This window comes from Sphingobacterium sp. PCS056 (assembly GCF_023273895.1).
Taxonomy (GTDB): Bacteria; Bacteroidota; Bacteroidia; order Sphingobacteriales; family Sphingobacteriaceae; genus Sphingobacterium.
In genome coordinates, this window is sequence record NZ_CP096883.1 from 4,679,835 (window position 1) to 4,694,746 (window position 14,912).

The window sequence follows — 14,912 nt, forward strand, 5'->3', positions numbered from 1 at the left end:
GTTAATTAAATGACTTTCTCGATCTGATAATTATTACGATCTGTGCTATTTCGGGAAACAAGTTCAGCTAAAAAACCGGTCAAAAATAATTGAGTACCAATGATAATAGCGGTCAATGACAAGAAAAACAAGGGTTGATCGGTAATGTCGCGAAATGGCGCTCCTGAAGCTATACTCATCAATTTATGACAGATCAGATAGAGGGTAATCATGAGACCTAATAAAAAGCTTACGACACCCATAACTCCAAAGAAGTGCATCGGGCGTTTCGCAAATTTCCCAACAAAGAAGATGGACAATAGGTCCAAGAAACCTTTCACAAAACGTCCAGCTCCAAACTTAGTTGTACCGTATTTGCGTGGATAGTGCTGCACCACTTGTTCTTGGATATTGGTGAAACCTGCCCATTTGGCGATCACAGGAATGTAACGGTGCATTTCGCCATATACCTCAATATTTTTTACAACATCTTTACGATATGCTTTCAATCCACAATTGAAATCGTGTAGATTATCAATTCCAGACATTCCTCTCGTCACGGCATTGAATAGCTTGGTCGGTAATGTCTTTGTTAGGGGATCATAACGTTTCTGCTTCCATCCTGAAACTAAGTCAGCACCTTTATTCATGATTCGATCGTACAATTCTGGGATTTCATCAGGGCTATCCTGCAAATCGGCATCCATCGTAATGACCACATCTCCTTGTGCGGCTGCGAAACCAACATTTAAAGCTGCTGACTTTCCATAATTACGTCTAAATTTGATGGCAGAAATATTATTATTGTCCTTTTTTAAATCTTCGATGACTGCCCATGATTTGTCCTTACTTCCATCATCGATTAAAATAATTTCATAAGAAAACTGATGTTTAGCCATCACTCGATCTATCCACGAGGTCAACTCTGGTAAAGACTCTTCTTCATTAAAAAGAGGAACAACAACTGAAATATCCATATGTACGTTGATCATTGTCAATATATTTGCTTTATAAACAAGTTAAGGTATCGTCTATAAGACAACACCTTAACGTATTGATTTTTTTAAATTTTATTCCTTTAAACTGTTGGATTACCGATACTTTTTTGACCATTTTTTGTCAAAGCAGCCAACAATAGGGCAAACAGAAAATAAGGCAACAAGGTGATTACAAAACCTTTCACGCGTGCTCCTAGGGTCATTGTAGCGACCGATTCATTATCTTTCTCCATCTGTTCGATGCTTGCATCTATCGTTTGTTGCTTTTCCTCTTCACTAGCAAAATTTGTACTTTTCTCCATACTTTCAATCCGTGCATTCATCATGACATGAAAATTCTCTTCTTGAATCGTAGGTTCGACATATGCCAAATAAGAAAATGTACTTACCGAAGCGACTAAATGATTAATTACAAGCATGATATAAATACATTTTAATGCTTTACTAAAGTCCCATATCCCGCCCATTTTCTTACGTAAGCAGAACGTTAATAAAACCGTAACACCTACAAATAAAATGAAGTTAAAAAACGGATTGGTAAATTGTAAAAGATAAGATCCTGCCAATGGTCTCACGATGTAGATCGAACATAATCCCAAAACAAAGGAAATCACGCCTAAGACAACACCATATACAATGCTTGTAATCTTACTATTTTTGTCTACGCCAACTTCCATTATCCTTTATAAAACTGAGTTATGATCTGATATAGTGCAGCATCAAAAGCTTTATTTTCACTCTGAGCTTCGTATTCTTGAAACTGAGCATCTTTTGGATTGATTTCACTAAAGAAGCTTAAAACTGCATAAAACAATTCATACACTTCGCTAGAAGGATTGATTGTTTTTGCTGTTTTTGCAATTTCAGCATATGTGCTCTCTACTAAAATCTGATTGGCAATGATGTCTTCGTAGATCTCATGCTCATCTTGGAATTCATCTTCATCAACCAATAAGAATTCTTTCAAATAGTCATCCAAATCTGGTTCAATCTCATCATCTTTACATTCACGTAAATACAAAAAGATGTTCAACAATTCTGTACCGCGATCAATTGTTTCATCTTCGATTTTTTCCCATTCTTCAGATTCTAAATAATCATCTTCCAATTTTTGGATATCTGTAGAGAAAAAGTTCATCAATAATAGATCGACATATACTTCTCTCAATTCATCGAATAGTGGATAGTCATCAAATACTTCGTCCAACAAAGCCAATTTATCGATATATTTTCCATCAGTATCAAAAACGGTTTCAACTTTTGTTAGAAATTCTGATTTTGTTTCGATGTTATCTACTCTACCGTAGGTGTTAATCCCTGCAGCAACAGCCGCTTTAATATTCGCTTCCATTATTAAGCATTTTTTATGATTTGACCATTATTGATCACTAATTTAACTTTTCCTTTTAACTCTTTTCCGAATAAAGGACTATTTCTTGATTTGGACTTATTTGATTGTTGATCAAAAACCCAACTTTCATTCATATTAAATAATACCAGATTTGCAGCTTCGCCTTCTTTGATCTGTGGCACAGTCAAGCCCACGATCTGACGTGAATTTACAGCTAATTTTTCAACTATCTGTTGCTCATTTAATCCAGCTTTGATCAACAGCGGCAAAACGGTCTGCAATCCTATGATACCATTTTTGGCGATATGAAATTCAACATTTTTAAATTCAATTTCATGTGGAGTATGTTGCGACACAACAGCGTCAATGACACCATCCTTTAATCCCTTTATTAACGCTTTAGCATCTGCTTTGGTGCGCAATGGCGGGCTTACTTTATAATTACTGTCAAAATCAACGATTTCATCATCCGTAAATACAAGCTGATGAGCAGCGACATCGCACGTCACTTGAATACCTTTTCCTTTTGCCTTTTTAATTAAATCCACTGCCTCCGCTGTACTGATTGAAGTGAAGTGAATGGGTGCTTCGGCATATTCGGCAAGGTATAAATCTCTCGAAACCATTAATGATTCGGCAAGATTAGGGATGCCTTTCATACCTAAATATGTACTCATGACGCCTTCATTCATCTTATTGCCACCTGCCATCGATGCATCTTCGGCATGGGCGATGATCAATCCTCCAAATCCTCTTGCATATAATAATGCTCGGCTCATTAATCCTGCTTGCTGCATACTTCTATTACCATCACTGAATGCAATAGCACCAGTCTGTTTCATATCATACAGTTCGGCCATTTCATGTCCGTCGCGATTTTTACTCACAGCTCCAATGGGCAGCACATCCACCAAATTACCCTTTGCAATATTCACAATTAAAGCAACCTCAGCGCGGCTCTGGATAGCTGGTTCAGTATTGGGCATGACAGCAACTGCTGTAAACCCTCCTGCTGCAGCTGCAGCTGATCCAGAAGTGATATCTTCTTTTGTTTCTAATCCCGGTTCACCAAAGTTGGCATTTAGGTCAAAAAAACCGACCGAAAGTACATTTCCTGTACCGTCAAATATTTCTATATTTTTATCAGCGACTTCAATGGATTTTGCAATTTTAGAAATCTTTCCCTTTTCAATGAACACATCAACCACCTGTTGATCAAATTCATTTCCTGGCAAAACCACTTTTACAGAAGTAATTAATACGCTTTTCATATGTTTAAGAAATTGAAATTTATTGGATTTGAATAGTAAGTACTCGAAGTTTTAAAGCATAACAACATCTTTTCTGTAATGGAATTCAATAAAAATAGAAAGTTTTCTCTTTGAAAATTAGAGGAAGGATGATTTTTAATACGTGTCGCTTTAGACTGCTTCATTTCAAAGAACAAAGTTACAAAATAGTATCGATTTTGCATTGAATTTTAGAAAATATTCGTACCACGCTTCCTTATTCTGTTCCCCATTGATAATGATTAAAATCAAAACCTGCTAAACTCAGTACGCGATCAACCACTGTAGCTGCTAAGTCATCAAAAGTCTTTGGCATGCTGTAAAATGAAGGTGATGCAGGACAAATAACGCCACCAGCTTCTGTAATAATTTTCATATTTTGAATATGAATTTGACTTAGAGGTGTTTCGCGTGTCACTAATATTAATTTTCGCCTTTCTTTCAATATCACATCTGCTGCACGTGTGGTCAGATCGGAAGAAATACCATGCGCAATACGCGCTAATGTGCCCATAGAACACGGACAGATGATCATGGTATCGAAACGTGCTGAACCGGATGCAAAAGGTGCAAAAAAATCATTTTTGCTGTAAAATTTAAATGGTATTTGATTATAATCTTGATTTTGCAATTCTTCTTGCCATACCACCTTCGCATTATCGGACATGACTACACCGACTTCACTGATCTGATCTTTTAATTCCACCAGCCGATTGAGCAGAACTTTAGCATATATGGAACCGCTTGCTCCTGTTATCGCCACTACAATTTTTCTAGACATAATTTCCTTTTAAAAAACAAAGCTATAAAAAAGGGTCGAATAAGGAATATTCGACCCTACATCTACCTATGAAAAACCTGCTCTTGGGATGAGCATATACAAATATACCATTCGTGTGAATATTTCAAAAGAATTTTATTAAAAAAGGGGTGTACTGTAGCTACGTCTCCACAGATGAGGCTTAAAGGCTACATTTTGAAAATAAGAAGGTTAAAAAAGTCCACGATCGAGCGCAAATAATTGCTCGATCACAGCGATTAACGCTTAAATTAATCTTGATATTTTTTTTAAAATCCAGATTTCCATCATATATTTTTTCTATTTTAGAGTCCGATAAGACCGTATAATACGAAAAAATGAGCTTAAGTATATTAGAACAATACATCGAATCTGGAAATAGTAGGGATTTGGATTTACTATTAACCAATAATCCCGATTTAATCTTAGAAGAGACCAGTCATGGGATTTCGCCATTATTATTAGCCTGTTATTTTCATAAACCTCAAATCATACGCGTGCTGCTGCAACATAACCAAGGTTTAAATATACATGAAGCAGTTGCTGCGGGCTTAAACAACTACATAGAGGCTATGATTAAGCAATTGCCTACGGTTGTGAATGAAATTTCAACACATGGTTATTCTGCACTTGCCTTAGCAACACATTTTAATAAAGAAGAGGCTGTCCGAATTTTACTGACACACAAAGCCGATCCAGACATTCCTACACAAAATGAAGAAAGTTTGTATCCTTTACAGATCGCCCTTTTAAATAAAAATAATGCCATCAGTAAATTGCTTATAGAAGCTGGTGCCGATGTCAACAGTATACCGAGCAATGGTCAGACTGCACTACATCTGGCCGCCCAACAGGGAAATATTGAATTAATTGTATTACTTCTGGAAAATGGCGCGCGCATCGAATTAAAAAATATGAATAATAAAACTGCTTCAGATTTAGCCGCATCAAAAGGTTACGGTGATATTGCAGAAATACTGAAAGAAATTTAGACTATCTTTTCAACAGTTCCAGACCTATACCGCAACTTAAGCACTGCTTGAAATCGCAATATCTATTTTTAATATGCAGCAATCCTTGAGAGTGGGCTGCATGTAAACATGATACGCCCATTTGTTCAAATTTATCGATGATATTATTGTTCTCAGCAGGCAATTCTTCTAGCCAATACATTGCTTTCTCTTTGAACTCTTCGAGTCCCATATATGTTCCATAGGAAAAGGTAAATACGATGAAAGCATTTATGATCACTATATTTTGACTTACTGTACTGAGTCGATGATTGCTGATCAAAGAAGATTGTTTTCCAAAATTAAAATGAGTTTTCCAGTACGTCGCCACTTGAATCTGATCCATTAGCACTCTAAAATCATTCAGTTTTTCAACCTTTAGAATTTCTTGGAGATGCATGCGATCATGTTGCAATAAATTGGCCAATTGCGCTAAACGTATAGTAGGAAAGTTATGCGGTCGCATCCTTGAAAACAACAAAGGAAAATGAGTTTCTTTTAAATCATGTGCATTTTTTAGATAATTGTATTCCTGTTGTAGCTTTAGGGGATATTCTTCATTAAAATTTGTATTTAACAAACCCGCTTGCCCAAAGATCATGGCTTCTATTTTAAGGGCATCACGTCTATATTTCTGCACTAATAAAGTAGAAACTTGTTCACCCAATGCTTCAAATGCTTTTGCATTAACTTTAAATCCAAAACTTCTGAACAGCCAAACAATAAAAGTCTTTTCCCAATCCCCGTCAAATTGTTCCAATAGAACCAAAATCGCCTGGGACTTCTCTTCCATCCTTTCGATCGCCATACGATCTATCCAATGTTCGATTTTGAAAGCATCCAATTGATGAAGTTGATTTTCGCAGGGAATCCACCGCTGCCCTTCCATCAGACGTTGATATTGGTCCAGCAATTTTTCTGAAACATAGTTTGCCAATTTAAATGTTGGTATCAGCGAGCCATCTTTATAATATACGTCTTGATCATCGTCCCACACGACATGTAAAATCACATTGTGATATTGAGGATCACGATGATGTCCATGTAAAAACCAATCTGATGCCCGCATATGAATCTCGACACTTCCAGTCCACTCGACTGTTCCGATACGGATTTTTGAAAATAAAAAATCAGGGCCAGCATTGTTATTCTGCTCCCCCACCTGTACAACATGAATAGGATCACCATGAACGGTTTTTAATTGGTCTGTCTGAAAAAGACGCAACTTCCATATGAATTGCAAAAGATCTTCAGGAATAGTCATAACCTAAAGATAATCAAATAATCTGAATTTACATATTAAGTAATATTTTCAATTCGTCATCTGAAATTTGTACACTTTCTTTTAATATTCCATGCAGGTGAGGTGCCTTGATTCCTTCTCTTAAGTTTTTGGTACTTTTAATTACTCGGGCTTCATCCCAAAGATTTGCTTCAATAAATAAAGCTAATGTCTTCGCCCCACCCTCTATGATGATCGATTGAACGTCCATCAGGTACAATTGATATAAAATATTTTGTGGTAAATACCAGTCAAAATTTTCCAATTCAATATATTTATTATGACCAGACCACTCCGTTTTAACGGCATTGAAGATGATGGTTTCAGCTTCATCGTTAAAAATCGCAGCTTCTTTTGGTACAGTCAGTAATTTATCGATCAATATCCGTTTCGGATTTTTCCCTTGCCATTCGCGCACAGTCAAAGTTGGATTATCGACTAATGCGGTTTTGGTCCCAACTAAAATTGCATCTTCCTCTGCTCGCCATTTATGAACCAATTGCTTACTCGCTGCATTGCTAATCCACACTTGCTCACCTTCTTTTCCTAAGTAGCCATCAGCACTTTCTGCCCACTTGAGAATGACGTAGGGACGATGTTTTTGAACGCGTGTAAAAAACCTGCGATTTAACCATAGCGCTTCTTGTTTCAAAAGCCCTACTTCGACCTCCACACCTGCATTTTTCAAAATTTCCACACCTTTTCCATCTACTTGAGCAAACGGGTCCAAACAGGCGATATAAACTTTTTGCGGTTTATATTTTGCAATGAGATCTGCACACGGAGGCGTCTTACCAAAGTGTGCACAAGGTTCTAAACTAACATAGAAAATTGACTGTCTTAATTTTGCTGCTGCATCATCTCCATAATGGTCCAATACCTGCTGAATAGCATTTACTTCTGCATGCGCTCCACCATAAGGTGAGGTGTAGCCTTCTCCAATTATTTGATCTTCACAGACAATAACCGCACCTACCATTGGATTGGGACTTGTAGTACCTGCTCCCAAAATGGCCAATTCTAAGCACCTGCGCATGTAGCTTTCTTGCATATTCATACACAAAAGTATCAAAACAATACTAGAACAGAAAACACAAGATTTATAGCGAATTTTTAACGATCATATAATTGTCCATACAGATACCAAATAACGCTCATTGTACAACAACTTGAGTGCTCTATAAAAAGACTTGAAGGAATAATTGTTTGCCATCTATTGCAATTATTATGGTAAATAAAACAAATTTATCTAAGTTTGAGGAATGGAAAATTTACAAACCTACGACAGCTTGTTCCAAAAAGATCTCGCTACATTTTATGACGCAGAAGAAATCAAAAACATCTTCTATATCGTTATTGAAGATGTTTTAGGACTTTCCAGAATGCAGTACAGTTTAAATAAAGATCTCGTATTGTCAGCAGATCAAAGCTTACGTATGTCACAAATTCTACATGACCTAGTGAAGCAAAAACCCATACAGCACATCTTGAAAAAAGCCGATTTCTATGGTGAAGTTTTTGAAGTCAATCCTTTTGTATTGATTCCTCGATCAGAAACAGAGGAACTGGTCGATATGATTATCCGCAATCACAAAGATCAGGTGCCATTGCGCATTATCGACATCGGCACTGGATCGGGCTGCATTCCGATCTCACTGAAAAGACATCTACAAGAAGCTCAAATTTCCGCATTAGATATTTCTAAAGAAGCAATAGAAACAGCTAAACGCAATGCACAGCGATTGGATACCCCTATTAACTTTGTCAATGCAGATATTTTGGAGTGGGAATATATTTTTCAATCGCAACAATATGATATCATTGTTAGCAACCCTCCCTATATCACACCTAAAGAAAAAGAGGAAATGCATCCCAACGTATTGGAATTTGAACCACATCTTGCACTTTTTGTGGAAGAAACTGCCCCCTTACTATTTTATGAGACAATCGCTTCATTCGCGTTGAAACATTTAACGGCCAATGGGGATCTATATTTTGAAATTAATCAATATTATGGGGATGAAACAGTTGATATGCTTCGTAAAAAAGGGTTTAAAATGGTAGAATTATATCATGATATGCAACAAAACCCAAGAATGATACATGCGAAAAAATAGGGCAATAAAAAATTAATTATTTCATTACCAAACAGTAACAAAATAATCTAAGATAAATTGTTTAAAAAATTGGCACATATCACTATTTTTTCTACCTTTGCATCACTTTCAGAAACGGATTTATTTCCAAAAAGAAAGGATTCCGTAGCTCAGCTGGTAGAGCAATACACTTTTAATGTATGGGTCCTGGGTTCGAATCCCAGCGGGATCACAAGAAAAAGCTTCACACTCTGTGAAGCTTTTTTTGTATCCAATGGGATGAGAACAGAAGTGTTGGGATGGGTTCGACCTTTTTCTGTTTAAAGATGTTAGGGATTCTAATGTTACATACTTATACAAATCCTCTTCAACAGCATTTTTTTCAAGAAAAAGTGCCGCATTAAAAATGATTGATAAAAATCACCATCATTTCTCAAATTTCCAGCAATCAAAAAACATGATATCTTCTGGAGCTTTACCCAGAAAAACAAAATAAAGATCATGTATTCCCTTTAATTTTTTCTCTAAGGAGATGTCAACTGCTGCCCAACGATCATCGCCTCCAGTCAATGGAATTTTAACAGAACCCACAACCTGACCATTTTCTGATCCTAATCGAATCTGCATTTCGACACCGCTGTTATGAGTCGTTCCTACCCGTGCAAAAAAGGATACCGCTCCTTCATGACCAAAATCAACATTTTTAACAGCAGTAAAAGCTCCACTTTTTTTGGCTTTTACAAATACGCCCACTTTATTGTTTTGATAAGATTTCACCTCTTTTGACCATGCAATGGTTTCTGCTTGAGTCAACTCATACGGATTTAATGTTGCGATAGCCTTTTTTATCCCTTCATTCATTGAAACCTGTGGAATAGTTCCATCGGTATTAAATGTTAATTCTTGTACACATACCGAACGCGTAAATCCAGTTCCACCCGGGAGGCCCGCATTATGATAAAAGAAATACGTCTTACCGCGAAAGTCAATAACACCGGGATGGTTAGTAAATGATCCACCTTCTGCAGGCATAACAATACCGCTGTATTTCCATGGACCTTTTACGCTTTTACTGGTGGAATAACCAATAAACTCGGGAAGCGGCCCGCCTGGCCAAAACAAATAATACAACTCTTTACGCTTATACAACCACGGGCCTTCTTCATATTTGGTCGGGCGTTCAGGATTGTCGTTTCTTTTTCCAAACGCTTCCTCTGTCATTGGCACCTCAATAATCTGTCCTGTGTAAGATATCATGTCTTCGTTTAATTGCACATACTTCAATTTTGGATTACCCCAATACATATGGGCTGTCCCGTCCTCATCAATAAAAATGGTAGGGTCAATATCTCCCCATTCACTTTGCACGAGTGGCTTACCCAATGGATCATAAAATGGTCCCAAAGGACTATCACCAACTGCGACTCCTATCGCACCACGATTGTTCAGCTTGGAGATAACCGGAACATAAAGATAAAACTTACCATTTTTCTCCACACATTGTGCGGCCCAAGCATCTCCTTTGGCCCATTCAAAATCGGTGTATGAAAGTATTTTACCATGATCGGTCCAGTTCAGCATATCATTGGTCGAATAAGCGCGCCAATTGTTCATATTGAACCACGTGGATTTATCTTCATCATGTGTCGTATAGACATAAAGTCGATCGTTGTAAACCATTGGTGCCGGGTCGGCGGTGTAGGTAGTCTGTATAATTGGATTTTGAGCAAATAGCCTTGTTAAAGTTGCTGTCAGAATCAATATGAGTAAATAGCGCATCATTTATTTGGTCAATTGGTTTTAATGATATTTTTAGATTTATATTTTATTATACTTTATAAGCTCAATTAGGTTAGAACTACTGTATTCGGCTTAGTTTATAAAAAAGTACGCCGTGTGCTGGAATTTCCATTGAGAATGGACAATTTGCGTCATAAACAACAATAATAGGATGAGCATTCCTTTTTTTATTCTATGTATCATATTCAGTGTTTAAGTTATTTACGGTAATACAAGTTTATACTGATCAAAAATTAATTTATTTATTAATGCTTTTCTCAATAATTTTCAACAGAAGCAAAACCAAAAATAAATATTTAAAAAAATTAATATCCTTGGAAAATGTCTGAATATATTAAATAGCTGATAAAAGTCATATTTTAAGACATGAAATGAATCATTTTGAAATGACTTCGAAACTCCTTTGTAACTGAACGATAGCCAAAGAATGGTCTCCTATTGGGTACATAGTTTAAATTATCAGAAACGGATATTAAAAAATGCTTCATGTTATTCCCTTCAACGCGCGGTATTTTGACCCGATAAAATACTGACCCTACCCTGGCTATGGCAAAGTGCTTCGGCGCCTTCCCGTCTCTGCTAGCGAGTCCGCTGCCGACATCTGTAAAAAATTAATTAACACTGAATTAACTACTAAAAGACCGATTTGAAATCGACATGCTACTACCTCTGTTGGTATCTTAGACAAGATTGGACATATCACCGAAAATTATAAAGTGGAATTTCCAACCACATTTCACACCTGTGTAACAGTGAGTTAAAAGCGATGTAACAAAAAACAATGTTTATGAAACAAGGAGATATTTCAGTTTTAAAATGTTATTACGACATTTATAATCATAAGGGCTGTAGCACTCGACACATGTCAAAGTAATAGTCCTAAAACCAATTATAAATTCTAATAAAGTTATGAAAAATCCAAATGCAGGAATACTAATTCCTATGCTCCGACGAACTGTACCATTCCGATTTTTGACAGCTGTTGACAATCGATTGCAATATGGTGCATCACAAATTAACGTCGTTTCTTATACCAGTAATAATTGGTTTAGAAACTAGATCGAAGACAAGATTCTTTTCAGAAAGAAAAATCTGAACAACAAGCTAACCTATTTAAATTATGAGAATTCAACTATTAATCATTCTCTTTCTGTCTACTTGTGTGTATGCATTTGGACAAAGTACACAGATAGAGGGCTCCGTTAAAAATACATTAGGCGAGCCATTAATCGGCGTCACAGTAGGAATCGAAAATTCCAGTACGGTAACCAAGACGAACAAAGATGGATTTTATACAATAAGAGCACAAAAAAATGCAAATCTGAGCTTTTCGAGTGTAGGTTATCAATCCATCACTGTAGCGATTTCAAATCGTAAGACGATCGACATTATTCTACAAGAGGACACGAGGAAAATTGACGAAGTCGTCGTCAACGTGGGTTATGGTACCATGAAAAAAAGTGATCTTACTGGTGCTGTTTCGTCCATCAGCTCAGAGAGTATACAGCAATCGGTACCCACGACGATAGATCAGGTCTTTCAGGGGCGAATAGCAGGTTTGCAAATGTCATCCAACTCAGGTCTTCCGGGCGGAGGAAGCTCTATTCAAATCCGGGGAATAAACTCGATCAACAGTACGAATGAACCTATTTACGTCGTCGATGGAGTCATTATGAGTGGGCAGACAGGTAATAACGACGTGAATGCACTTGCAGGGATAAACCCAAATGATATCGAGAGTATCGAGGTGCTTAAAGATGCATCTGCTTCGGCGATTTATGGCGCCCAGGGCGCAAATGGTGTCATTATTATCACCATGAAAAAGGGGAAAAATGCTCGTCCCATTATCAATTTCAATACAAAATATGGTTTGGAAGAGCTCCCAAAAAAGATACAAATGATGAACCTAAGGGAGTATGCTGTACACCACAATGCTTTCTCCGATGTGCTCGGCTATGGCCATCGTACAGACTTTGCTCACCCAGAGTACTTAGGCGAGGGAACAAATTGGCAAGACGAACTCTATCGAGTGGGGAATCTACAAACTTATGATATCGCTGTAAGAGGCGGAAACACGATCTCCAATTATGCAGTTTCGGCTGGTTATCTCAATCAAGATGGAATGATCTACGGGTCAGGTTTTAAGCGATTCACTTTCCGGTTGAATCAGGAAACCGAATTACGTCCTTGGTTAAAAATGGGAGCTGTACTCAATGGAAATTACACCAAGCAAGCTACGGCAGTTTCATCATGGAGTGTTGTAGGAAGCTCCCTGCTTCAAACACCATCCATCCCTGTTCGCAACGCCGATGGCACATTTGGAGGACCTTCTTCCGAGTACGATGCCAATAATCTGGGATTTTCAAACCCTTTGGCAATTGCACAGCTCAACCAACGTAATCGTACTCAATTTGGAGGACGAGGAAATTTTTATCTGGAATTTAAACCCACGACATGGATGAATTTTAGATCCGAGCTTACTGGCGAAGGCAATACAAATAACTATCAGCAGTTTTTACCGGCTTATGCTTTTGGCGCTTCGATCAAATCCAACGCCGAAACCAGGCATGAGAAATCCTTCAATACCTTCTGGTCACTCAAAAACCTTTTTAATTTCAACAAAGATTTCGGTAAAAAGCACAAAACAACATTAATGCTCGGGCATGAAGTCATTGCCACCCGATATGAATTTTTAATGGGTGAGCGCCAATATGGCTCAAGCGAGCTCCCTGGTCTCGACGCTGGGGACGCAGAGTATGATTCGAATGCGGGGAATTCCAATGAAACAAAACGGGTTTCTTTCCTGGCGCGAGGTACCTATAATTATGATGACCGATACCTTTTTACAGCCACATTTCGGCGAGATGGATCGCACAATTTCGCAAGAGGTCATAGATGGGGAAATTTTCCTTCGGCAGCGCTCGCATGGCGAGTATCTCAGGAAAGATTTTTCTCTCCTTTGAAAAACACCATTGATGATCTCAAATTTAGAGTAAGCTATGGCGCTGTAGGAAATGCCAATGTAGACGCTTTTGCTTATCAGGCCATTTTGGCTAATACCCTCACCAACAATTGGGGTGTCGGTTATTCAACTTCAAATATTCCGAACGAAAATATCACATGGGAGACAACAAGATCCTGGAATGTAGGTTTTGACCTGAGTTTTTTAAAACGACGTGTCGAACTGGTTTTTGATGCTTACAACAAAATCACAGATGATCTACTGCTTCGGTTGTCGTTACCCTCATTTACTGGTACCCGTGGCAATACTCCTGGTTCTGCTGCTCCTCCTTATTATAATATTGGTGCTATACAAAACAAAGGAATTGAGTTTTCCCTCAATACACATAACATCAAAAAACCAGATTTCAATTGGCGAAGTGGACTGGTATTTACCCTTAATCGAAATAAGGTGACCCGGATGAATACCACTACAGCGACAATCCAGCAGATTGATTATTCCAATGGAACCAACATCATCACACAGACCATGCAGGGCCAGCCTATTTCGCAATTTTACGGATACAAACAGGTTGGCCGCATCAACACTGCTGGCGACTATCTGAAAGACAATGGTGACGGAACTAGCACTGTGATCACTGCGACTTTTAAAAATAGAATCGGTGATATTGTCAATAATGAAGGACTGGCAACTTCTACCTATGTGGGTGATATCCTGTATGCAGATCTGAATCAGGACGGCATCATCAACGACGCCGATATGACATTGATCGGAAGCCCGCTGCCCAAATTCACCTTTGGTTTTAACAATACATTCAATTATAAAAACTTTGATCTCACTGTATTTTTGAATGGTTCCTTCGGACATAAAATCTTTAATATTTTAAGGACTTCGTTGGATAACCCCAGAACTTATAGCAACGTCCGAAAAGATGTTGCCAATTATGCAAAAATCGGTTATCACGACGGTAATGCAGAAAACACGAACGTATGGAATGCTTACGTGTTACCAGGCTCAGATCCAGAATTGGGACGCATATCCGTCAGAGATGCCCAAAATAGCATATTTAGTGACCGCTTTGTAGAAGATGGCACATTCCTGAGAGTACAGAATATTGCACTTGGTTATCGGTTTCCGACCAAATTCCTGTCTAGGTATAATATCAATAATATCCGTGTGTATTCTAATCTACAAAATGTGTTCATCTTCACAAAGTATAAAGGATATACACCGGAGGTGGGCTCCAGCTCGGGTCAAAGTATGCTTCGCTACGGTGTTGACGGCGGTTTTGTCCCTTCACCACGTACATATACATTAGGTTTAGACATCACTTTTTAACGATTTGA

Annotated in this window: 12 protein-coding genes and 1 tRNA gene; 5 read left to right on the forward strand and 8 right to left on the reverse strand. The window is 37.8% G+C overall.

What is annotated here, in order from left to right; all coding sequences use genetic code 11:
- Positions 1 to 5: 5 nt before the first annotated feature.
- The 5 genes from MUB18_RS19620 to MUB18_RS19640 form a co-directional block, all read right to left on the reverse strand.
- Positions 6 to 956 (reverse strand): glycosyltransferase family 2 protein, encoded by a 951-nt coding sequence (locus MUB18_RS19620; protein ID WP_045755310.1) that lies wholly within the window; start codon positions 954 to 956, stop codon positions 6 to 8.
- Between the two features lie 101 nt (positions 957 to 1,057).
- Positions 1,058 to 1,654: a DUF4199 domain-containing protein gene (locus MUB18_RS19625; protein ID WP_248754312.1), complete on the reverse strand. Its 597-nt coding sequence runs from the start codon at positions 1,652 to 1,654 to the stop codon at positions 1,058 to 1,060.
- On the reverse strand, positions 1,654 to 2,328 hold the full coding sequence (locus MUB18_RS19630) for a hypothetical protein (protein WP_045752940.1): 675 nt from the start codon (positions 2,326 to 2,328) through the stop codon (positions 1,654 to 1,656). The genes MUB18_RS19625 and MUB18_RS19630 overlap by 1 nt, the downstream gene beginning before the upstream one ends.
- A 2-nt stretch (positions 2,329 to 2,330) precedes the next feature.
- Positions 2,331 to 3,599, reverse strand: coding sequence for a dihydroorotase (locus tag MUB18_RS19635; RefSeq protein ID WP_045752941.1), 1,269 nt, complete (start codon positions 3,597 to 3,599; stop codon positions 2,331 to 2,333).
- A 235-nt stretch (positions 3,600 to 3,834) separates the two neighbouring features.
- Positions 3,835 to 4,398, reverse strand: a complete 564-nt coding sequence (locus MUB18_RS19640; RefSeq protein ID WP_248754313.1) for a UbiX family flavin prenyltransferase — start codon at positions 4,396 to 4,398, stop codon at positions 3,835 to 3,837.
- A gap of 356 nt (positions 4,399 to 4,754) precedes the next feature.
- Here MUB18_RS19640 and MUB18_RS19645 point away from each other — a divergent pair, with 356 nt between their 5' ends.
- On the forward strand, positions 4,755 to 5,408 hold the full coding sequence (locus MUB18_RS19645) for an ankyrin repeat domain-containing protein (RefSeq protein WP_248754314.1): 654 nt from the start codon (positions 4,755 to 4,757) through the stop codon (positions 5,406 to 5,408).
- Between the two features lies 1 nt (position 5,409).
- Here the strand turns inward: MUB18_RS19645 and MUB18_RS19650 are convergent, their stop codons facing one another.
- Positions 5,410 to 6,690, reverse strand: coding sequence for a DUF2851 family protein (locus tag MUB18_RS19650; protein ID WP_248754315.1), 1,281 nt, complete (start codon positions 6,688 to 6,690; stop codon positions 5,410 to 5,412).
- A gap of 28 nt (positions 6,691 to 6,718) precedes the next feature.
- Positions 6,719 to 7,765: a bifunctional diaminohydroxyphosphoribosylaminopyrimidine deaminase/5-amino-6-(5-phosphoribosylamino)uracil reductase RibD gene (ribD, locus tag MUB18_RS19655; protein ID WP_248754316.1), complete on the reverse strand. Its 1,047-nt coding sequence runs from the start codon at positions 7,763 to 7,765 to the stop codon at positions 6,719 to 6,721.
- Between the two features lie 205 nt (positions 7,766 to 7,970).
- Between ribD and prmC the strand changes: the two genes are divergently transcribed.
- Positions 7,971 to 8,825 (forward strand): peptide chain release factor N(5)-glutamine methyltransferase, encoded by an 855-nt coding sequence (gene prmC / locus MUB18_RS19660; protein WP_248754317.1) that lies wholly within the window; start codon positions 7,971 to 7,973, stop codon positions 8,823 to 8,825.
- Positions 8,826 to 8,963: 138 nt separating this feature from the next.
- Positions 8,964 to 9,036, forward strand: a tRNA-Lys gene (locus MUB18_RS19665).
- 194 nt (positions 9,037 to 9,230) lie between these two features.
- Here MUB18_RS19665 and MUB18_RS19670 read toward each other — a convergent pair.
- Positions 9,231 to 10,586: a glycoside hydrolase family 43 protein gene (locus tag MUB18_RS19670; protein ID WP_248754318.1), complete on the reverse strand. Its 1,356-nt coding sequence runs from the start codon at positions 10,584 to 10,586 to the stop codon at positions 9,231 to 9,233.
- A 927-nt stretch (positions 10,587 to 11,513) separates the two neighbouring features.
- On the opposite strand from MUB18_RS19670, the gene MUB18_RS19675 reads away from it, so the two are divergent.
- Together MUB18_RS19675 and MUB18_RS19680 are read left to right on the forward strand one after the other, a co-directional pair.
- Entirely contained in the window at positions 11,514 to 11,663 is a 150-nt protein-coding gene (locus MUB18_RS19675; protein WP_248754319.1) for a hypothetical protein, read from the forward strand.
- Positions 11,664 to 11,724: 61 nt separating this feature from the next.
- Positions 11,725 to 14,904 carry a SusC/RagA family TonB-linked outer membrane protein gene (locus MUB18_RS19680; protein ID WP_248754320.1) on the forward strand — a complete coding sequence of 1,060 codons (3,180 nt, stop codon included), beginning with the start codon at positions 11,725 to 11,727 and terminating at the stop codon, positions 14,902 to 14,904.
- The last annotated feature ends 8 nt before the right edge of the window (positions 14,905 to 14,912 follow it).